Annotated in this window: 19 protein-coding genes and 1 pseudogene; 17 read left to right on the top strand and 3 right to left on the bottom strand. The window is 29.4% G+C overall.

Going from position 1 to position 22,319, the window contains the following annotated elements:
- Positions 1-31: 31 nt before the first annotated feature.
- The 9 genes and pseudogenes from EBB51_RS09815 to larA all read left to right on the top strand — a co-directional run bounded on the left by EBB51_RS09815 (position 32) and on the right by larA (position 11,499).
- On the top strand, positions 32-1,279 hold the full coding sequence (locus EBB51_RS09815) for an O-antigen ligase family protein (protein ID WP_243103825.1): 1,248 nt from the start codon (positions 32-34) through the stop codon (positions 1,277-1,279).
- Complete coding sequence (locus EBB51_RS09810; RefSeq protein ID WP_123054308.1) at positions 1,252-2,388, top strand: glycosyltransferase; 1,137 nt, start codon at positions 1,252-1,254, stop codon at positions 2,386-2,388. Before EBB51_RS09815 ends, EBB51_RS09810 begins: the two co-directional genes overlap by 28 nt.
- Positions 2,378-3,928: a murein biosynthesis integral membrane protein MurJ gene (murJ, locus tag EBB51_RS09805; RefSeq protein ID WP_123054307.1), complete on the top strand. Its 1,551-nt coding sequence runs from the start codon at positions 2,378-2,380 to the stop codon at positions 3,926-3,928. Before EBB51_RS09810 ends, murJ begins: the two co-directional genes overlap by 11 nt.
- A gap of 278 nt (positions 3,929-4,206) precedes the next feature.
- Positions 4,207-6,273: a cell wall-binding repeat-containing protein gene (locus EBB51_RS09800; RefSeq protein ID WP_123054306.1), complete on the top strand. Its 2,067-nt coding sequence runs from the start codon at positions 4,207-4,209 to the stop codon at positions 6,271-6,273.
- A gap of 106 nt (positions 6,274-6,379) precedes the next feature.
- The gene (locus EBB51_RS09795) at positions 6,380-7,033 is read left to right on the top strand and encodes a sugar transferase (RefSeq protein ID WP_123054305.1); all 654 of its coding nucleotides are present in this window, start codon (positions 6,380-6,382) and stop codon (positions 7,031-7,033) included.
- A gap of 76 nt (positions 7,034-7,109) precedes the next feature.
- On the top strand, positions 7,110-7,817 hold the full coding sequence (locus EBB51_RS09790; protein ID WP_123054304.1) for a WecB/TagA/CpsF family glycosyltransferase: 708 nt from the start codon (positions 7,110-7,112) through the stop codon (positions 7,815-7,817).
- Between the two features lie 171 nt (positions 7,818-7,988).
- Positions 7,989-9,743: an N-6 DNA methylase gene (locus tag EBB51_RS09785; RefSeq protein ID WP_190285367.1), complete on the top strand. Its 1,755-nt coding sequence runs from the start codon at positions 7,989-7,991 to the stop codon at positions 9,741-9,743.
- 326 nt (positions 9,744-10,069) lie between these two features.
- Positions 10,070-10,174 (top strand): annotated as a pseudogene (locus EBB51_RS13880) (electron transfer flavoprotein subunit alpha/FixB family protein); the annotation flags it as partial.
- Between the two features lie 35 nt (positions 10,175-10,209).
- Positions 10,210-11,499: a nickel-dependent lactate racemase gene (gene larA / locus EBB51_RS09775; RefSeq protein WP_123054302.1), complete on the top strand. Its 1,290-nt coding sequence runs from the start codon at positions 10,210-10,212 to the stop codon at positions 11,497-11,499.
- A 158-nt stretch (positions 11,500-11,657) separates the two neighbouring features.
- Here larA and speE read toward each other — a convergent pair whose 3' ends face one another.
- Positions 11,658-12,485 (bottom strand): polyamine aminopropyltransferase, encoded by an 828-nt coding sequence (speE, locus tag EBB51_RS09770; protein WP_123055039.1) that lies wholly within the window; start codon positions 12,483-12,485, stop codon positions 11,658-11,660.
- Between the two features lie 411 nt (positions 12,486-12,896).
- Here speE and spoIIAA point away from each other — a divergent pair, with 411 nt between their 5' ends.
- The 6 genes from spoIIAA to spoVAE all read left to right on the top strand — a co-directional run bounded on the left by spoIIAA (position 12,897) and on the right by spoVAE (position 16,650).
- A complete protein-coding gene (gene spoIIAA, locus EBB51_RS09765; RefSeq protein WP_123054301.1) occupies positions 12,897-13,232 on the top strand; it encodes an anti-sigma F factor antagonist in 336 nt (111 codons plus the stop codon).
- A gap of 17 nt (positions 13,233-13,249) precedes the next feature.
- Complete coding sequence (gene spoIIAB / locus EBB51_RS09760; protein WP_123054300.1) at positions 13,250-13,678, top strand: anti-sigma F factor; 429 nt, start codon at positions 13,250-13,252, stop codon at positions 13,676-13,678.
- A 10-nt stretch (positions 13,679-13,688) separates the two neighbouring features.
- Entirely contained in the window at positions 13,689-14,444 is a 756-nt protein-coding gene (gene sigF / locus EBB51_RS09755) for an RNA polymerase sporulation sigma factor SigF (protein WP_123054299.1), read from the top strand.
- A gap of 346 nt (positions 14,445-14,790) precedes the next feature.
- Positions 14,791-15,249 carry a stage V sporulation protein AC gene (gene spoVAC, locus EBB51_RS09750; RefSeq protein ID WP_123054298.1) on the top strand — a complete coding sequence of 153 codons (459 nt, stop codon included), beginning with the start codon at positions 14,791-14,793 and terminating at the stop codon, positions 15,247-15,249.
- Between the two features lie 13 nt (positions 15,250-15,262).
- A complete protein-coding gene (gene spoVAD, locus EBB51_RS09745; protein WP_123054297.1) occupies positions 15,263-16,270 on the top strand; it encodes a stage V sporulation protein AD in 1,008 nt (335 codons plus the stop codon).
- A gap of 20 nt (positions 16,271-16,290) precedes the next feature.
- The gene (gene spoVAE / locus EBB51_RS09740) at positions 16,291-16,650 is read left to right on the top strand and encodes a stage V sporulation protein AE (protein ID WP_123054296.1); all 360 of its coding nucleotides are present in this window, start codon (positions 16,291-16,293) and stop codon (positions 16,648-16,650) included.
- A gap of 59 nt (positions 16,651-16,709) precedes the next feature.
- On the opposite strand, the gene EBB51_RS09735 is transcribed toward spoVAE, so the two are convergent.
- A complete protein-coding gene (locus EBB51_RS09735) occupies positions 16,710-19,109 on the bottom strand; it encodes a PBP1A family penicillin-binding protein (RefSeq protein WP_123054295.1) in 2,400 nt (799 codons plus the stop codon).
- A 139-nt stretch (positions 19,110-19,248) separates the two neighbouring features.
- Between EBB51_RS09735 and yunB the strand changes: the two genes are divergently transcribed.
- Positions 19,249-19,926 (top strand): sporulation protein YunB, encoded by a 678-nt coding sequence (gene yunB / locus EBB51_RS09730; RefSeq protein ID WP_123054294.1) that lies wholly within the window; start codon positions 19,249-19,251, stop codon positions 19,924-19,926.
- A gap of 398 nt (positions 19,927-20,324) precedes the next feature.
- Here yunB and hpt read toward each other — a convergent pair whose 3' ends face one another.
- Positions 20,325-20,852, bottom strand: coding sequence for a hypoxanthine phosphoribosyltransferase (gene hpt, locus EBB51_RS09725; RefSeq protein WP_123054293.1), 528 nt, complete (start codon positions 20,850-20,852; stop codon positions 20,325-20,327).
- A gap of 216 nt (positions 20,853-21,068) precedes the next feature.
- Here hpt and EBB51_RS09720 point away from each other — a divergent pair, with 216 nt between their 5' ends.
- Positions 21,069-22,301, top strand: coding sequence for a sodium:proton antiporter (locus EBB51_RS09720; RefSeq protein WP_123054292.1), 1,233 nt, complete (start codon positions 21,069-21,071; stop codon positions 22,299-22,301).
- Positions 22,302-22,319 lie beyond the last annotated feature (18 nt).

Genomic DNA, 22,319 nt, shown 5'->3' with positions numbered 1-22,319 from the left:
TATTAAGTTCAACTAAAAGCAGGTGAAAATAGTGAGGGCAATTTTATATATAATCATGTGTATCTATATCATAATTAATCCCCTAATTCCAAATGAAGTTAAGTTTAAAAATATAAGTTTAGGGGATTATATATTATTTTCAATATTTGTAGTTTATTTCTTAAATTTAATATTGGATAAGCATGTGAGAAAAAGATTCATAGATGGAATAAAAGATTTTTTTACGGATTACTTAACACTTTCTATGGCAGGACTGCTTTTAATCATGCTTATATCTGTTAGTTATGCTGCAGAAAAAGGAATGGCCTTACAGGAAACTTTTAGATTTTTTACATATGCAGCGTTATTCTTTATAATAAAATATGAATTTACGAAGAGTAAGTATATAAAGGGTTTTATAGGTTCATATATAGTATGTACAATTATAATGAGCATATTTGGAATTTTTCAGTATTTTACCGGGTTTGGACTTAATAAAAGTTTTGTAAAAACTGATGGATTTTTAGGAAGACCTAAAGTTACAGTTTCTTTGGACAATGCTAATAACTTTGGGGCATTTTTAATACTAGCAGTATTTCCGATAATAATGATTACATTATACATGAAAGATTTTAAGAAAAAAGTACTTTGTGGATTACTTTCAGCATGTTTAATTGTAAATATAGTATTTTGTTATTCTCGTAATGCTATGCTTGGATTTGTTATTGGGCTTGTGGTTTTAGCTGTAGTATACAGCTGGAAACTTATATTTCCAATTGGTGGTTTGGGAGTCATAATGTTTTTAATTCCGCAAATAGGTTCAAGAATTATGGATATAGGTAACAGTGCTGAAAATTTTACAAGACTTAAGTTGTGGAAAACAGCATGGTATATGATAAAGGATCATCCTATACTGGGTGTTGGAAATGGAAACTTTGTAAGTTTGTATGATAAATATGTAGCTAAATATCATGAATTGTATATATACTATGATTACAAGAGATTTCCATGTCATAATTCATATTTAAAAATACAAAGTGAACTTGGAATCTTTGGGATAATATTTTTTGTATCAATATTAATAAATGCTCTAATTAGAATTAAAGAATTAGCTGGATCTATTGAAGATAAGTTCTTAAAATACTTTTATACAGGCTTTTTTGCTTCTGTTATAGCATTTTTAATCATGAACATATCTGACAACTTATTTTTTGTCCCTAAGACTACATCCTTTTTCTGGATACTACTTGCTGGTGAAGAGGCACTAAGGAGGTGTCAAAAATCAGAGTTTTACAGATAATATCGGGAAATGATGTTGGCGGCGGTGCTAATCATGTATTAAATTTAAGCTATTATTCAGTAAAAAAGTTTAAGTGTATCATAGGAACAATTGGAGAAGGACCGCTTTATGACAAGGCAATTAATATGAATATTGATGCAGTAAAATTTTCTAAAAATATGTTGAAGTGCAAAGATGAGATTTTAAAGTATGCATTAGAAAATGATATAGATTTAATAGATTTTCACGGTGCAAAAGCTTTTTTACTTCACTATTTTTTGAAAAAAAATTTGCAAATACCTTCAGCAGCCACGATACATAGTAATTACAAGCAGGATTTTTTAAATAGTAAATTTAAATTTATTTTTTTCACCCCCTTAAGTATTAAGGGGCTAAAAAGTTTTAAGTACTATGTTTGTGTGTCTAAATATATAAGAAATTTAATGGTTAAGGATGGATTTAAAGGGCAAAAGTTTATAGTAAGTAACGGCATAAATTATGATACTGTAAATTTAAGTTTAGATAAAGATGAGATTAGAGAAAAATTAAATATAGATTTTAAAGATTTTGTATTTGTAAATGTGGCTAGAATGCATCCTGTAAAAAATCAAATGAGCTTGATTCTTGCATTTGCAAAGCTTGAGAGAGAAATTAAAAATATAAAACTTATTATAGTTGGTGATGGACCTCTCAAGGAAAGTTTAAAAGAAAAGGCAAATTCATTGAATTTAGAAGGTAAGGTAATATTTACAGGATTTAAAGAAAATGCAGTAGATTATATTAATGCTTCGGATATAAGTATTTTGAGTTCCTTAAGTGAAGGAGGATGTCCTCCTATTGTTGTATTAGAAAGTGCGGCAGTTAAAGTTCCAGTTATAGCTGCAAAAGTAGGGGATTTGGATGAACTTATAAATAAGGAAACGGGATTTATTATAGAAAATAACGATGTTAATGGCATTTACAAAAGTATGAAAGATGCTTACGAAAATAAGCATAACTTAAGTAAAATGGGAACTGATTTTTATAACTTTTGTGTAAAAAATTACTCAACTCAGACATTTTGTAATAACTACTATAATGTATATAGAAATATACTTACAAGTAATCGGAGTGTAAACTATGGCAAGTAAAAAAGTTTTTAAGAGTTCAGTTATAGTGATGATAATTATAGTGCTTGGAAAGTTATTTGCACTAATAAGAGATTCACTAATAGCTGCCAAATTTGGAGCAACATATGTTACTGATATATATAACTTTGGGCTTGGAATTGTGTACTTACTTACTACCATAAGCTATGGATTGACTACAACTTTTATACCAGTACATATGGAACATCTTCAAAAGTATAGTAAGAAGAAGTCAAACAAGTTTGTAAACAATGTTATAAATTTGTCATCAATTTATACAATACTAATAACTATAATATTAATGATTTTTGCTAAATATATAATATATTTGTTCGGTCATGGATTTGAAAAAGATCCTAAGATTTTTGCAATGTCTATAAAAGTAACTAGAATAATGCTGCTCTCATTGATATTTGTAAGTTTGCAAAGTGTAATTACTGGTGTCTTGCAGTGTCATAAAGAATTTTATGAACCAGCTGCAATGTCAGCAGTTTCAAATATTGTATATATAATATACTTAGTGTTTATGGCTTCAAAATTTGGAATAGTAGGTTTTGCAGTTGCCACAGTAATAGGATTTTTTATGCAGTTTTTAATAAACGTGCCTAAGTATAAGAAATTAGGATATAAGTATAGTTCTGCTGTAGACTTTAAAGATAAAGAAATAGGCAGGATGTTTAAATTAATGATTCCAGTTGTAATAAGTACATCTGTCATACAGTTAAACTTATTTGTAAATAGATCATTTGCAACAAATATATTTTTTGGTGCAGTTACTGTATTAGACTGCTCTAACAAAATAAATACCCTCGCATATGAAGTTTTTGCTATAGGAATTGCAATGATAGTATATCCTACATTATCCGAAATGGCAGCTAAAAAAGATAGAGCTGGATACAAAAAAGAACTTGAAAAATCTTTAAGTACTATAATGCTTATAATGATACCTGCAGCTTTTGCAATAGCACTTTTAAGAGATCCACTTATAACAGTTATATTTAAAAGAGGGGCTTTTACGGATGAAGCAGCTAAACTTACTTCAAATGCTCTTTTATTTTATGCACCATCTATGGCTGCATATGGTATAAGAGATATTTTGAATAAGGCATTTTATTCAATAAAAGATACAAAAACCCCTATGATAAACAGTTTAGTTGGAATAGGAATAAATATTGTTATAAATGTATTTATTGTAAAGTATATGAAGGTATCTGGACTTACTTTAGCTACAAGTATATCAGTTATAATTACTACAATTTTAATGATTTTAGATTTAAATAAAAAGTTAAGCGGCATGAATTTGAAGAAGATATGTATTAACTTTTTGAAAATACTTGTCTCATCTATTATAATGGGATTTGTAATACTAAGTGTAAATAAAGTGGTTTTGAGTTTCTTAAGTATGAGTGTTAAGTCGAGCATTATTTGTATTTTAGTATCATTTGTCTTAGGAAGTTTAGTATACTTTTTATTTATATATTTGTTTAAACTGGAAGAATTCTTTGATTTAATTAAATCATTAAAAGGTAAAACTTTAAATTAAAAATTAAAATACTATCCACTTTCATAAAGAGTAAATAAGGATAGTATTTTAATTTTTGACTTTAACCTAAGAATATTAAATTATAGTTAACATTATCATAATAACTTTGGGTGTTAATGAAAAAAATATTTTAGTGTGCTATAATGAAATTTGTTTTTTAATAGCATAATTAGTCAACAGCCGATTGCAAAACTAGAATAATTTTCGGGAAATTAATGAAATAAAGTTTGCCGGGCCGTCTTATGTTAGGCTCAAGGGGGAGGAATCTAAATTTCATCATGAATGTTAAAATAGAAAATATAATGCGTTATAAAATAATTTTTATAATAGCTTTATTTACTGTTATTATGGGAATTAATGCAGTATCAGGAGGTAATAAAGTGTTTGCCAGTAATTCATCAAAAACTTTTTATGTCTCTCAAACAGGAAATAATAATAATAATGGAAGTATAGGAAGTCCATTTAAAACGATTCAAGCAGGATTAGATTCATTAAGTCCTGGAGATACTCTTATAATAAGAGGTGGAGTTTATACTGAAACTACTGATATATTCAATAAGCAGGGATCACAAGATGCATGGTTTACTATTAAAAGTTATTCAGGTGAATCTGTTACTATGACAGGTGATTATAGGCTAAATTGGGGTGGAAAAACAGCACCAGATGCAATAACTTTTAGAAATAGTTCATACTGGAAAGTTGAAGGTATAAAAGTGACTCAATATACAGGCGCTGGAATATACATAACTGATAGGTCACATCATATAGAAATGAGTGATCTAAAAATATGGGATTTAGATTATCCAGTATACAGACCATATGGTACTTCTGGAATAGATGGTGAAAATTCAGATAATTGTACAGTAAAAAATTGTACAATATACAATGTAGGATTAAAAGTAAATAAACCTAAAGATCACGGCATATATATTGGTTATCAATCAAATAATTGGGTATTTGATGGTAATGATATTCATGATAATGCAGGAGCGGCTATTCAATTATATGGAAGTCCTAATGGAGGTAGTAATTGTAAGATTACGAATAATCACCTCTATAATAATCATGCATATGGAATTGCAATAGGTTCTAATGCCACTAATAATTATATAAACAATAATGTACTTTATGGTAACAGCTGGTGTGATGTATTTATGTTAGAATGTTCTACTAAAAATTATTTTAGAAACAATCTGTTTTTAACTGGATACAGTAACTATAATGTACAGTTAACCGACCAAGGTTCAGTTGATAATTCATTTGATTACAATACATATTATAAGATAAATGATAATGTCGTTAATAGATACGATCAAGTTTTAAACTTTGATAAGTGGAAATCATATGGTGAAGAAAGTTCAGGTACATATCTGAAAAACTATGATCAAGCACAGACAAAAGTTGCAAGTTGGAAACCTGCTGAAGTAAAAAATTATGAAAGCAAAAGATTAAGCGGAGAAGATAGATTTGAGACTGCAAGTAGTATAGCTGAAGAATTTAATAATTCAAATGTAAATAATGTAGTTATAACTTCAGGATATGACTTTAATAATGCTTTAAGCGGCAGTGTACTTGCAAAGAAGTTAAATGCACCTATATTACTTTCAGGTAAAACTTATTCAGAAAATCAACCTGCAGTTCAATATATAAATAGACATATGGACAAAAATGATAAAATATATATCCTTGGAAATGAACAAAACACAAATGAGGATATTATTATTAGTTTAAAAAGTTTGGGATATAATAACATTAAGCTGCTTGAAGATGGAGAAAAATTTGGAGCTGTAAAATCGATAAATGATGAAATAAATGCAGCAGTAGGAACTCCTGTTTTTGTAGTATCAGGAAGTAGTTTCCCTGATGGATTGAGTGTTTCAGCTGTAGCTGCAGCAAAGGGTTATCCTGTAATATTTTCTGATTTCTACGATATACCAAATGAATCTAAGGAAACTATAAAAAAGATAAGACCATCTCAAGTGTATATAATAGGAGGAAATGGTGTAATATCTGATTATGTTAAAGACAATATAAAGAGTTTAACAGGTTTATCAGATAACAACTTTGTGAGAATAGGAGGAATTGACAGATATGAAACTTCCCTTGACATAGCAAAATACTTTAAAATGGATGGAAGTTATGTTACATTTGCCTCTGGTAAGGATTTTCCAGATGCATTAGCAGGAAGTGTATTATCTGCAAAATTAAATGCTCCTTTGATACTTGTAGATGATAATAATAAAGAACAGAAAAGCTTTATAGACTCTAAAAGCTTTACTAGTCAAATTATATATGGAGGAACTGCTTCTATAAGCCAGGAGGTTGAACAAGAATTAGCACGATAGATAAGTATTTATAAGAAATTTTAAATATCAATTGAAAAGTTCTTATAAATACTATAAAATTTATTTATACTATGTTTGTGTGTAAGAATGTTGCAGGAGGATGTAAATGAAAGCTGAAGATATAAAAATAGATGCAGCAAAGGATATAAAAAGCAAAACATTTCAATTTGCACTTAAAAGGTGTATTGATTTTGTTTTATCTTTGATAGGCATTATAATCTTATCGCCAGTATTTTTAATATTGTCAATATGGATTAAATTGGATTCAAAGGGACCTGTTATTTTTAAGCAAGTTAGAATAGGCAAAAATGGAAAAGAGTTTACCATATACAAGTTCAGAACTATGGTTGTAAATGCAGAGAAAAAAAGAGAATTGGATATTAAACCAGGTGATTTGAGCAATTTTGTATTTCAAAGTAAGAATGACAATAGGGTAACCAAAGCAGGTGCATTTTTGAGGAAAACGAGTTTGGACGAGATACCTCAATTGTTCAATGTATTATTTGGCAGCATGAGTTTGGTTGGACCGAGACCTGAAATTCCAGATGTAGTTAAATATTATCCTAAGGCATATAGGCAAAGGTTACTTGTAACTCAGGGGATAACAGGTTTGGCTCAGATAAGTGGAAGAGGAGAAATAGAATTAGGAAAGACAGTATATTATGATTTAACTTATATAAAGAATTTTTCGATATGGATGGACATAAAAATATTATTTAGAACGGTATTTTCAGTAGCTAAAAACGAAGGCGCCTTTTAAATATGAAATGAGAGTAGGGGATTAATTTATAATTTTAATTCCCTATTTTTACTTAAAAATTGGAAAGGGAACTAAAATGTTTAGTAAGATATTAAAGTTTAATGTATTTAATGGAACAAAACAAGAACTTATAGAGTATATAGATAAATTTGATAAAGTCAATATAATATCTGGAAATCCTGAAGTATTATATAATGGACTAAGGGACGATATCATGCTCCAAAACTTTACATCTGAAAGTTCTATAATAATACCTGATGGAATTGGAACTGTACTAGCTGCAAAGCTTATACGTCAGCCTGTAAAAGAAAAAATAGCTGGTATAGACGTTATGGAAGAAATAATAAAACTGTGTATAAGAAATAACGAAAGCATATATTTAATAGGAGCTAAAGAAGAAGTATTAAAGAGCTGTATATGCAATCTTAAAATTAAATATCCAGATATAAATATAAGCGGAAGTCATAATGGATATTTTGATTTAAATAATTGTGAAAATATTATAGAAGACATTATATCAAAAAAACCATATGCACTTTTCGCAGCAATGGGTTCACCAAGGCAGGATATTTTTATAATAAAAAATATGAATAAACTTCCGTGTAAGGTATTCATGGGAGTAGGAGGAAGTTTTGATGTCTTTTCTGGAAAATCTAAGAGAGCACCAAAATGGATGATAAATATGGGACTTGAATGGCTTTACAGGGTCTATAAAGAACCTTCTAGAATAAAGAGATTGTCATCAATACCCAAGTTCTTATTTAAAGCTATTACATACCGTTAATAAGGCTTATGCACATAAAAACAGAAGACAAAATCAGAGGACAGAGGACAATGAAGGAGGATTTTTCTCCGCTAAGCTTACGAAAAATCTTTAATTAAATTTTTGATAACTCGTTTCGCTAAAGCGAAACATTGCCAATGTTAAGATTTTAGTTTGAAGAGGTTAAATATGATTGAAAGTTTTGTAGAGAGTATATCGGAATTATATAATATAATTTTACAGCCTATAGATGCCTGCTATAAAAAAATAGCTGTAGATAACTACAAAAATGCACTTGGGATTGATAAAGGTACTAGTTTTGGACAAAAATACTATGAACTCAATGAATATAAAAAAGTAAATGGTGCAGTGTATACTCCCAAAGAAGCAGCAGAATATATTGTAAAGAACACTGTAAATGAAAATGATATAATAAAAAATCCATATTTAAAAATTTTAGACCCAGCTTGTGGAGTTGGAAATATAATTATTCCTTGTTTTAAATATCTAAAAAGTATTTTTCTAAAAAATTTAAATGTGATAAATACTAATAATAAATTAAATATTAATATTCAAAACGTAGATAAACACATTATAGAAAATAATATATATGCTTTTGATATAGACGAAACTGCACTTAAGATATTGCAAATAGATATATTTGCAATGTGCGGACATATAAATAAAAAAAACTTTGTAAAACAAGATTTTTTAATTCAAGAGTTAAAAAGTAAGTATGATGTAATTATAGGAAATCCACCATATATAGGACATAAGTCTGTAGATAAAGACTATACACGTATTTTAAAAAGCATGTATAAAAGTGTGTATAAGGATAAGGGTGATATTTCATACTGCTTTTTTGAAAAGTCAATTGATAATTTAAAAAATGATGGGAAATTAACATTTATAACCTCAAGGTATTTTATTGAATCCCCAAGTGGAGAAAATTTAAGGCGTTTATTAGCAAATAATACAGTTATACATAAAATAATAGATTTTCATGGAATAAGACCGTTTAAAGGGGTAGGAATTGATCCAGTTATAGTATTCTTAGAGAATAAAAAAGATGAAAATTATAATGTAGAAATTTTAAAGCCGCTCAAAAATAAATATAGAGATAGAAAACTTTTCATAGATGGTTTATTTTCAAATGATTATGGTAAAATCAAGAGGTTTTATATGGAAAGCTGTTATTTAAAGAGTGACAGCTGGATACTCATAGATAAAGGTGAAAGAAAGATTTTAGATAAAATACAAAATAAAACATTATACACATTGAAAGGTATAAGTAGAAGCTATCAAGGAATAATAACAGGTTGTGATAAAGCATTTGTTGTGGATAGAGAAAGTATAGCAGGAGAGAAACTGGAGACCTCTATTATAAGACCGTGGATAAAAAGCAGTTTTATAAGAAAAGGTGAAATTGTAAAGGAAGATAAGTTTTTAATATATGCTGATTTCATAGATGATGAAAAAGACTATCCCCATATTATAAACCATATTGAGAAATATAAAGATAAACTTGTAAATAGAAGAGAATGTAAAAATGGTATAAGAAAGTGGTTTGAACTTCAATGGGGCAGAAATTCAGATATTTTTGAAAGCAAAAAAATAATTTTTCCATATAAAAGTAACGATAATAGGTTTGCACTGGACTCGGGAAGCTATTTTAGTGCAGATGTATATGCATTAGTACTAAATCAAGATTTTGAAATGAGTTATGAATATATTTTAAGTTTATTAAACAGCAAATTATATGAATTTTATTTTAAAACATTTGCTAAAAAATTAGGTGAAAGTTTATTTGAATACTATCCAAATAATTTAATGAAATTAAGGATACCTATTATAAAAGGTGTAAAAAGCGTAAATGATGATATATTAAATGAATATTTTAATATTACACCTAAAGAAGAAAAAATTATAAATGCATATACTGAATAATTAAAAATACCATTAGGCGCAATTTGCAGCTAAAATAAACAATGGTGTGTGTAAGTTATGGATGAGTTAAAAAAAGCAGTTAATGAAATAATAGAAAATATTTAATAACTCTAAATACAATAATTAATTTATAGTACGTATAAGAAGAGAGAAACGATGTTTCTCTCTTTTTGTTATATTGATTTGAAGATGTTTGACTATTAGTTGTGTTTTCCTAAATTTTGTTACTTGTAATAAAACTTTTATTTGTAAAATATATAAATAGTAAATATTTTATATTAAATATTTTTAAATTAATAACACAAGGTTTTTTTAATTACAGGTATTTAAAAACTGGTCTGACAGCAGACTGCACTAGTCTAGAATTTGATGAGGACGGAAAGTTAATACAGATAAGACCTGCTTTTAGCGAAAATTTTTTGGCTCATATTCCTTATAAGTTCAAATTTAAAATGGGAGGGTTAATATGAAAAGTTTTGAATTAGATTATGGGAGTACCAAAGTAAGCGTTTCTATTGAAGATAAAAATTTGCTTGGGGTAATAGAAAGCAAACCTTTTAGAGTATCGCAATCAGAGGAGGAAATTATAGTAAATACACTGCAAAATCCAATAGGAAGTCCAAGACTTAAGGAGCTTGTTAAGCCAGGGGAAACTGTTTGTTTAGTAGTACCTGATGTAACTAGAGCATGGGAGAAAACAGATAAGTTTCTGTATAAAATAGTTGAAGAATTAAATAAGGGAGGAGTTAAGGATGAAGACATTAAAATTATAAGTGCTCTAGGGTCGCACAGAAAACAAAACAGAGATGAACATGTTAAACTTCTAGGAGATAAACTAGCTAAAAGATTTGAAGTTATAGATCATGACTGTTTTGATGAAGATAACCTAGTATACTTAGGGAAAACAACTTATGGTACTCCAATAAAAGTAAATAAAAAAGCTTATGAATGCGACCATATAGTTCTTACAGGAGGAATTGTTTATCACTTTCTTGCAGGATGGGGAGGAGGTAGAAAAACTATTTTACCAGGTATTTCATCCTACCAAACTATAATGAAAAACCATTCACTTACTTTAAATGAAAATTTAGGTGAAGGAAAAAATCCTAATGTAAGAAGTGGAAAATTAAAAGGTAATCCTGTGAATGAAGATATGATGCAGGCAGCAGCTTTCTTAAGACCTACATTTATATTTAATGTAATTGTAGATGCAAATGGTAGTATAGTTTCAGCAGTCAGCGGTAATTATATTGAAGCTTTTTATGAAGGATGCAAAATAGTTGAAAAATTAGATAGTGTCAATATAAATGAAAAAGCGGATTTGGTAATAGCTACTGCCGGTGGATATCCAAAGGATATAAACTTCTATCAATCAAGCAAAACAATAATGAATGCTAAGGAAGCAGTAAAAGACGGCGGAACAATGATTATATTAAGTCAGTGCAGAGAAGGTTTAGGCGGTAATAAAGATGTTCAGAATATGATATTAAATTATGACAACATGTTAGATAGAGAAAAGGAGCTAAGACGTGAATACAGTATCTCAAAAGATGTAGGATATATATTCTGCGATCTTGCAAATAAGTATGATGTTATATTTGTGTCAGATTTAGATCCAAAGCTTGTAAAAAAAGCAAATATAACTGTAGTAAAAACAGTAGAAGAAGCTTTAAAGCTGACCTATAAGAAAAAAGGCAGCAATTTAAAAACTTATATTATGTCCCATGCTGCAAATACATTCCCAAAGATAGCCTAAGGATTGATGAGTATTTTTCAATTTAATATTAATCAAAGGCTTTAAAGGATGGGAAAAGAAGGCTAATTAACTTCTAGTTTCTGCTGCGATCTCTTAAGGTCGTAACAGAAACTGAAAGTTATTGCTTGATGCATGAATTATGTAAACTACGTATGCAGTTATTTTATTAAATCTTCTATAAACTTAGGAAGTACAAAACAAGCTTTGTGAAGTTTTTTAGTATAGTATTTTGTATCTATTTCAATTGTATTTGATAAGTCAGCATATTCAGGATCATATTTTTTTGAACCAATTGTAAAACTCCAAAATCCACTTGGATATGTAGGAATTCCAGCCATAAATAGTTTAGTTATAGAGAATATATTATTTGCATCATTATATACACGTTTTACTGTTTCAGGCAAATAAAAAGGAGTTTCAGTTTGTGCTATAAATATACCGTCTTGAGTTAAACATTCAGATATTTCTTTATAAAAACTTCCGCCAAATAATCCTTCAGCAGCACCAAATGGATCGGTGGAATCAACTATTATTACGTCAAATTCATTTTTATGTTCATGTACATACTTTATTCCATCACCGATAAAAATTTCGCATTTTGGATCATCTAATTTTGAGCTTATTTCAGGTAAAAACTTTTTGCACTCTTTGATAACTTCTTCATCAATTTCGCATAGTATAACTTTTTGTACAGAAGGGTGTTTTAAAATTTCTCTTACAGCACCGCCATCTCCACCGCCAACTACAAGAACCTTTTTAGGATTTGGATGTGTAAAAAGAGGAATATGAGTTATCATTTCATGATATACGTACTCATCCTTAATTGTAGTTTGAACAATTCCATCTAAAGTAAGCATTCTGCCTAATTCATATGTATCGGCAATACATAAATCTTGATATTTAGTTTTTTTCCTTACAAGAGTTTCTTTTACTTTATAGGTCATAACAGCATTTTCTATTTGACCTTCTCTAATCCACATATCCATCATAATATACCTCCAAACTTAAATGTATTTATTATGCATGCAAATTTATTATATCAATGTTTTAAATAAATGACAATTACAATATATATTCATAAATTTTGTGGAAATACTTTATTACTGTGTATATAAACGGTGTAAGTGGTAAAAATAAAAAATAGAAGCGTTAAAAAAAAGGAGGAAAATTATTACATACATAGAATATAATTAACATACTGGTATACTTATAATTTTATAAATTCGAAGGGGGGTTAAATCGTCTGACTCGGACTATGCAATTATGCATATGCTGTAAATGACATTTGAGTTGTTTGCAGTCATATTATAAGTACTTATAATATGGTAAATTAAAGTTAAAGAGGGAAGTCTTTAACGCTAAAACTTATATATGGTTTTAGTAGAGTCTTGGATATAATGTATTTAAAATTTGAAAAATCAGATGATAAGCTTATTGTACATATGATTGGAGAATTAGATCATCACAGTGCTGAAGAAGTCAGAAATAAGATAGACGATAGGTTAAATCAAGATAAAATTACTAAATTGATATTGGATTTTAAAAATGTAAGCTTTATGGATAGTTCAGGTATAGGTGTTGTAATAGGAAGATATAAGAAGTTAAGTATGAAAAAAGGAAGTATATGTATAAGCAGAGCAACTGATTCTATAAAAAGAGTATTTGAACTATCAGGTATATTTAAAATAATTAAAATTTATGACACTATAGAAGAAGCAGTTCAGAGTATTTAATGTGGGGGGAGTTATAAATGTACAATAATATGATGAAAATAGAATTCCTAAGTAAATCAGAAAATGAAAGTTTTGCTAGAGTTGCAGTAGCAGCCTTTGTATCTCAACTCGATCCTACTATAGAAGAGATTACAGATGTAAAAACTGCTGTATCAGAAGCAGTAACTAATTCTATAATACATGGATATCAAAACAAGGAAGATATAATAAAAATAGAATCTTACATAGAGGGAAGAGAACTAACAATTACAATTTGTGATAATGGTATTGGAATAGAAAATATAGAGCTTGCAAGACAACCATTATATACATCAAGACCAGATTTAGAAAGATCAGGTATGGGTTTTACGGTTATGGAAACATTTATGGACAAATTAGAAATTTATTCTGAGAAAAATAAAGGGACAAGAATAACGATGAAAAAAAATTTTAAATCATTAAGTTAGGTGAATTAATATGGGTGAAGAAGCAGTTAAAAAACCAGATTATAACTATGAAAACAGTGTTCAGCTTATAAAAAGTGCCCAAAGTGGAGATAAGCAAGCTTTAAATAGACTTGTAAAAGTAAATTTACCACTTGTATCAGCTATTAGTAAAAAGTTTTTAAATAGGGGATACGAATATGAGGATATATTCCAAATTGGGTGTATTGGATTAGTCAAAGCAGTGAACAATTTTGATGAAAAATATAATGTTAAGTTTTCCACTTATGCTGTACCAATGATACTTGGTGAAATAAAAAGATTTTTAAGGGACGATGGCATAATAAAAGTTAGCAGAAGTGTAAAAAATACAGCTAAGAAGTTACATTATGATAGGGAAAGTTTAACTAAGGAGTTAAATAGGGAGCCAACAATTGAAGAATTAGCTAAGTATTCAGGTATAGAAAGAGAAGAAATTGTATTTGCTATGGAATCTGCAAATAGTCTGCAATATTTATATGATACTATACATCAAGATGATGGATCACCGGTTTTACTTATTGATAAGTTAAGCCAAAATCGTGAAGAAGATACAAAAATGATAAATAGAATAGCTTTAAAGGAAGCATTAAGGGATTTAGATGTGAAATCTAGACAGATCATAATGCTTAGATACTTTAAAGATAAAACACAAGTTCAAGTGGCAAAAATGCTTGGAATAAGTCAAGTACAAGTATCTAGAATTGAAAAGAAAGTTTTAAAGGTAATGAAAAAGACATTGAGTGGATAGGATATAAAATTTTATATCCTATTTTTTTATTTTATATAAATATAGGGCTTCTAATTCCAAACTTAGTTTACACTCCGGGATATGCTGCCAAACTTCAGCACGATAAATACTTCGCCAAGAATGATAAAAAAGTATTTATATGTGCTTTCATTTTGTCAGAATATCCCTGCGTGCAAACTAAGTTTTAAGCTAAAAGTAATGTATATATTTCCCGGAGTGTAAGTTAAGCTACAAACTAGAAACATTATAGTTTTGTTAATTTAAAATTAATATATGTTTATTCCTGTTTAAAAATTTTTATACAACATAAAATAAAGTTATAAAAATTTATGAAAGAAGGATATACATGGATGTAAATGAACAGGAAATTAGGGATGAATTTCAAAATTTATATTCAAACATACAGCCTAAACCGAACTTGGTAAAAAATTGTATATGCGCATTTGTGGTTGGTGGATTAATATGTGATGTTGGACAATTTTTCAGTAATTATTTTGTAGGTATTGGATTATCTAACGATGAAGCTGGAACATATGTATCCATAGTTATGATATTTATAGCTGCACTTTTAACTGGAATAGGTATATATGATAAAATAGCTGCTTTTGCAGGAGCTGGTACAGTTGTACCTATAACTGGTTTTGCAAATTCTATAGTTTCTCCGGCAATGGAATTTAAAAAAGAGGGATATGTATTTGGGGTAGCAGCAAAAATGTTTACCATAGCAGGTCCAGTACTTGTTTATGGAATAGGTTCGTCGGTAGTCGTAGGAATTGTTTACTTTATAATAAATAAACTTTTTTGAAGGGGGCTTAATTTTGAATAAAAGATTAGGGGATCAAACTGTAAGAATTGAAAGTAAACCTAAGATAATTTCAACAGCAAGTATTGTTGGACCTAAAGAAGGTAAGGGAAACTTTAAGAACTATTTCGATATTATTTTAAATGAAGATCATAATGGTAATGAAAGCTTTGAAAAAGCAGAAAGTAATATATTGTTTACTGCCGTATCAGAAAGTATTAAAAAGGCAAATTTGGATCAAAAAAAAATAGGGTATATGTTAACAGGCGATTTATTAAACCAACTATCGGCATCAAGTTTTGCAGCTAGGGGAATGAATATACCTTTTTTAGGACTTTATGGCGCTTGTTCAACAATGACAGAGTCACTTAGTGTGGCATCAATGATAATGGATGGACAATTTGCAAATTATGTTATAGCAGCAACATCATCTCATTTTGCATCATCTGAAAGACAGTTTAGATTTCCTCTCGAATTTGGAACCCAAAGAGCACTTACATCACAGTGGACGGTAACTGGTGCTGGGTCAATGATTCTTGGAAGAGAGGGAGACTTTCCGTATATTACTTATGTGACAACTGGTAAAGTAAAGGACTATGGAATTACAGATTCTAATAATATGGGAGCAGCTATGGCACCAGCAGCAGCGGCAACTATATATCAACACTTTAAAGACACAGGACGTGTTCCAGAAGACTATGATCTCATAGCTACAGGTGATTTAGGGAAGTATGGTAAAGAAATCACGGAAAAGTTATTAAGAAAATATGGTTATGATATATCTTCAAATTATATGGATTGTGGTGAGCAGATATTTAGCAGTGATCAAAGTGATACTAATGCTGGAGGAAGTGGATGTGGATGTTCTGCTGTAGTTTACTGTGGATATATATATAAAAATATGTTAAGTAGAAAGTTTAAAAAGGTACTGCTTGTTTCAACAGGAGCTCTTTTAAGTACTACATCTTCACTTCAAGGAGAAAGTATTCCTGGTATAGCACATGCTGTATCGGTGGAATATTAAGATTAGGAGGCTGACTTTATATGAAGAGTTATTTAATGGCATTCATAGTTGGTGGAATTATATGTGTAATTGGTCAAATATTGATGGATGAAACAAAATTAACACCTGCCAGGATATTAGTAGTATTTGTTACAGTAGGTGTAATTTTAGGAGCACTAAATATATACGATGTGGTTATAAAGTATGGTAAGGCAGGAGCTACAATACCTTTACCTGGTTTTGGATGTTCGCTTGCTAAATCTACAATAAAAGAAGTAAATAGTAAAGGACTTATAGGAGCATTTACTGGTGGAGTAAAGGGTACAGCTGGCGGTATAACTGCTGCCATAATATTTGGATATGTTATGGCATTGATATTTAATCCTAAATCTAAAGAATAATTATCTAAAGTTTGTAAAAACCCTATTTAGACTAATTCTTAATCTAAATAGGGTTTAACTTAATTATCTGTTGATGTATCCTCATTTGTATTTGTATTTGTATTTGTATTAGTATTTGTATTAGTATTAGTATTATTTTCATTTGTATCAGTATTATTATTATTTTCTACATTATTTTCTACATTATTGTCCGGATTATTATCTTGATGCGTTTTCTTTTTAGAAGCATTCTTGTTAATAGCATTATTCTCGTTATTATTATTGTTATTGTTATTATTTCCTTTAAATTTTTTTAGTACAGGATTATTAAGGAATGAATTAATTCCATTAGATAAATGTGAAATATTACAATGACTTCCAGGTTGAGTTCCATCTATAAATAATTCATTGTAAACTGTACTTCCATTTGGATCACTATAGCATATAGAACTTGCAAGTTTACCTGAAAGTTCACATATAGGGTCTGTTATTATTCCATCAGGCATATCTATATCTTTAGGCGACAAATTTTGATGTATCGATTCCATTATTGCTGCCCATAGAGCAGCAGATGTATTACTGTTGTATCCTGAAATTACAGAGTCATCATCATTGCCTATCCAAACAGCTGCAGAATAATAAGGCGTAAGTCCGCAAAACCATAAATCTTTTGAATCAGTGGTAGTACCAGTTTTACCTCTAACAGGCATATCTCCAAAGTTTGCACTTGATCCGGTACCTTCAGCACTAACAGGACCTTTTAGCAAGTCATACATAATGTATGAACTTTGTGGGGAAAGTATCTTTTTTGTAGAAGTATCATTTTGTAAAATTACTTTTCCAGATCTATCGACTACCTTAGTGTAGAGCTTAGGAGAAGTGTATATACCATTATTGCCAAAAGTTCCATAAGCAGCTGCCATGATTAGTGGATTTGCACCATGATGCAATTGTCCCAAAGACAGTGCAGATATACTTGTTTTATCATGTTCATCTAATGTTATACCAAATTTTTGAGCATAATCTATTCCAGTATTAATTCCAAGCTTATCTTCTATTTTTACTGCCGCTAAGTTTCTTGAATGTGTCAATGCTGTTCTCAAAGTTATATTGCCCATATACTCACCGTCGTCATCACTAGGAGTATATCCTTCACCATCAGAACCATATTTTTGAGAAATATCATTACTTAATGGAGAATCATTAATAATTGTAGCACCTGTGTACTCTTTTGATTCAATTGCAGGTCCATACACTGTTAATGGTTTTATACTTGAACCAGTAGGTCTAAGAAAATTATTTGATGCAGCTCTATTGTAAGATCTAGCTGGTTGATCTCCTCTTCCTCCAATTATGCATTTTACTTCTCCAGAGTGATAATCCATTACGACAGCTGAAGCCTGAGGCTGTTCGATATTATTTGGAGAATTATTTCCTAGTATATCTGTATTGTTTAAAGTTTGTTGAGTATTATCTTGAATAGATTTATCCATTGTTGTATATATTTTTAGACCGCCGTACATTAATTGATGCTCTGCTTGACTTTCACTATAGTGATATTTACTTTCTAATGCCTTTTTTACTTGATCTACAGCAGGCAGTGTAAAGTATTCATAATTGAGTTTGCCGTCATTAGAATTTTGAGGCTTAAAAACTAATTTATTATTGGATAAGTCCGTTAAAGCGTTATTATAAGCTTGTGCTGTTATGTATCCATTTTCGTACATTTTCTTTAATACAGTTCGAGTTCTGTTCAAGTATATAGATGGATCTTTTTTAGAAGTAGAAGAAAAAGCATAGTATACTGATGGACTTTGCGGAATTCCAGCTATGTATGCACATTCAATTAAGTTCAAGTCTTTAGCACTTTTATCAAAATACTGCTCTGAGGCAGCTTCAACTCCCATTGCCCTTCCTCCAAGATATATTGTGTTCATATACGCTTCTAGTATTTGATCCTTTGACAAGTATTTTTCAAGCTTTACTGAAAGATACATTTCTTGAATCTTCCGCTTAAAGGAAACTTCAGAAGATAATAAGGTATTTTTTACAAGCTGTTGAGTTATAGTTGAAGCACCTTGTAAACCAGATTGCCTTGTCAACTTATTTTTTACATCTATAAATGCAACACCAACTATTCTTTTTACGTCTATACCCTTATGTTTATAAAATCTTTCATCTTCTATACTAATGAAGGCATTTCTTAGATTTTGAGGCATATCTTTATAATGGATAACTTTTCTTTGTTTATCAGTAACTACGACATCCATAAATTGATTTTGGTCATCGTATAAAGCTGAAGGTTCATCTAAAGTTAAGAGTTGGTTAACATTTAAAGGAGGGGCACTTTTTATTGCTGCAAAAGCTACTCCTGCAAAGGTTACTGCTCCTAATATAAATAAACTTAAAATAGTAATCAGCGTGGTTTTTAAAGCCTTAAAGCGAGTTTTAGCTTTAGCTTTTTTACGCTTCTTGCCCATAATTGTCCTCCTTGTTTATGTAAAATAGTTAATTTTAATTATTATATCACAAATTAAAGTATTAATGAAATAACCATCATTAATACTGCACTAACACTATTTATGGATTAGAAAGTATAAAATATTTAAATTTAAGGAAGTGAAAAATATAAAAAGAAAATTTAGAATCGATAAAAAGATAAAAATATATTTTTTAGCAGTACTAATATTTTCTTTAATTATGATTAATATATATATAATCAACTTTTTAATAACTCCAGCTATTATTACAGCGTCCGAAGCAGAAGTTAGAGCTCAAGTTACAGAGACAATAAATTCAGTCATATTAAATGAGTATTCTAAAGAATTTAACTACGATGATATTATACATATAGATAAAGATAGTGAAGGCAGCGTAGTTATGATGAAGGCAGATACTTTAAAGATGAGTAAAATAGCTTGTGATGTAGCAATTCAGTCTCAAAAACAATTGAGAAGTATAGGAGAAACTGGAATAAAGATACCATTAGGTTATATATTAAAGAATAATTTGCTTGCTTTTTGGGGACCTAATATAACTGTAAAGATGCAGCCTGTAGGCTATATAGAAACCAAGTATATTTCTAACTTTGAAAGTGCTGGAATAAATCAAACAAGACATAAAATATATGTACAAGTTAATACAAATATGAGAATTATAGTACCACCTAATAGCAAAAATATCAGTATCAAAAATGAAGTGCCAATTTCAGAAACAATAATAGTTGGTAAAGTTCCAGAAACCTCCATAAACTTAGGCTTGGATAATGCAGGCTTTAAACTTCAAAATCAAAAGTAAGACAAAAAAACAGAGGACAGAAGACAGAGGACAGAGAAGGTTGATTTTTTGCTAACGCAAAAAAATCTTTAAATTTATATAAGTTAGAAATGTTTCGCCTTAGCGAAACGAGTTATCAAAAATTTAATTAAAGAAACCCATATTCTTTTGTTCCTTAAAGATACTCTCCTAAGTAAGCAGGCATCTAAAAATCGTAGATTTTAGATGCCTGCTTAAGTGATGTTTTGCATTAGCAAAACGAACCTAAAAATAAATTAGTTTTATGACGTAAGGAAGAAAACTTACCTTCACTGTCCTATGTCCTCTGTCCTCTGCCTTTGTTCTTTGTCTTATGTTTTTATGTCTTTTGTCATCTCAAATCAAAAATAGTGCGATGAAATATTTTTACTATGTAGAATTTATTTTTCTTCAAAGTTAAATACGTAAGGTATGTTTCTATAATAATCGCCGTAGTTTAATCCGTAACCAGCTACGAATACATCTGGAATTTTGAAGCAGAAAAAGTCTGGCTTGATGTCTACTCTTCGCCTAGTAGGTTTATCTAAAAGAGTACAGCATTTTACACTATTTGCTCCTAAAGATTTTACATGATTTATTACAAAATTCATAGTTATTCCAGTATCTATAATATCATCAACAATAAGAACATCACGTCCTTTTATGTCATCAGGTATATCGTTTATTATTTTTACATTTCCAGATGATGTCTCAGAATTACCATAACTTGAAGTTGTCATGAAACCTATCATTAAAGGCAAATCTATTTCTCTTACTAAATCTGCAGCAAATATAAAACTACCTCTTAAAAGTGATAAAACGTATAAGTTTTTACCTTTGTATTCTTTAGATATAAGCTTTCCTGTTTCAGAAAGTTTACTTAATATTTGTTCTTTTGATATTAATGTGTTTTTAATTTTATCTTCCATTGTGATCCTCCAAATCGATTTTTAAATTGAAAATTCTTTATTTATATTAACAATATTTTAGATTCCTTTCAATACCTTATATAATATAACTGCAATTTATGCTTTGCAGATTAAAGTTATGTTTTACTTTATTATGAGTTTAAGTTAAAATATTATTTTAAAGACAATTTATATAACAACTTAATTAATAAGTAGAAAAAGAGGTAAACAGCGTAAATGGAAGGAAATATAACTTTATTAACTCAAAATTTAATGGGATTATTATGCATTTTAATTTTAACAGGTATTATTTGTGTCAAGTTAAGTAAAATAGTACATATACCGGATGTTGTTTTATTTATATTGGCTGGTGTTATTTTAGGCCCTCAAGTTTTAAATATAGTAAATTTTGATGTATTTAAGATTGAAAATCAATTAATTTTAAATTTTGGGGCAGCATATATATTATATGATGGAGGACGAGAAGTTAAACTTAAGATATTAAATAAGGTAAAGGTATCTGTAACGCTTTTAGCTACACTAGGAGTTATAATATCTACGTTCATTACTGGATTTTTTGCATCCAAGGTACTTAAAATAGATTTTATATATGCACTTTTGCTTGGATCAGTTATAGCTTCTACAGATCCTTCTGTATTGGTTCCGCTATTTAAAAATATGAACATAAGCAGTAAGTTAAAACAAACTATAATTTCTGAATCAGCTTTTAATGATGCAGCAGGAGCAATTATAACTTTTACCATACTTGGAGTGATTTTAGGAGGAAGTTTTTCAATTTCAAGCTGTATAGTTCAGCTTCTTGTAAAGGCATTTGGAGGTATATTTGTAGGTGGAATTATAGGATATGCTGTGGTTTTCCTTCTTGGCAGGGGAAAAATGAGAATATTTAGTGGATATCCAGGAGAAATTGCAGTAGCAGCTGTGTTAGGTGCATATGTTGTTTCCGAACATTTTGGTTTTAGTGGATTTATGGCAGTATTTATATTTGGAATTGTATGTGGAAATAAAGATGTATTTAAATTGTCAATTGATGCTGATGATGAGAGAGTTCATCTTGATTTTAAGGAAGTCTTGATAATGATACTTAGAATACTCATATTTACGATTTTAGGAACACAGATTAACTTTAATATACTTGGTCAGTATTGGAGTCAAGCACTTATTGTAGTATTATTATTTATATTTGCAGCAAGACCTGTTTCAGTATTTTTCTCTATAATTTGGGATAGAAAAGCAAAATGGAATTTCAGGGAAGCATTGTATTTGATGTGGACCAGAGAAACTGGTGTTATACCAGCGGCATTAGCAGGTATGATTGTAAGCATGAAAGTTCAAAATGCACAGATTATATCAGCAGTTACATTTATGGCGATTATTGTGACATTAGTTGTTCAAGCAAGTACAGCTAAATATGCTGCTAAAATTTTAAAGTTGGAAGTAAAAGAATGATAAGCTTGTTTAAATAAA

Origin of the sequence: Clostridium sp. JN-1 (assembly GCF_003718715.1) — a bacterium.
Classification (GTDB): Bacteria; Bacillota; Clostridia; order Clostridiales; family Clostridiaceae; genus Clostridium_AV.
The sequence above is the reverse complement of the archived record's forward strand: the minus strand, read 5'-3'. Positions and strand labels throughout refer to the sequence as shown.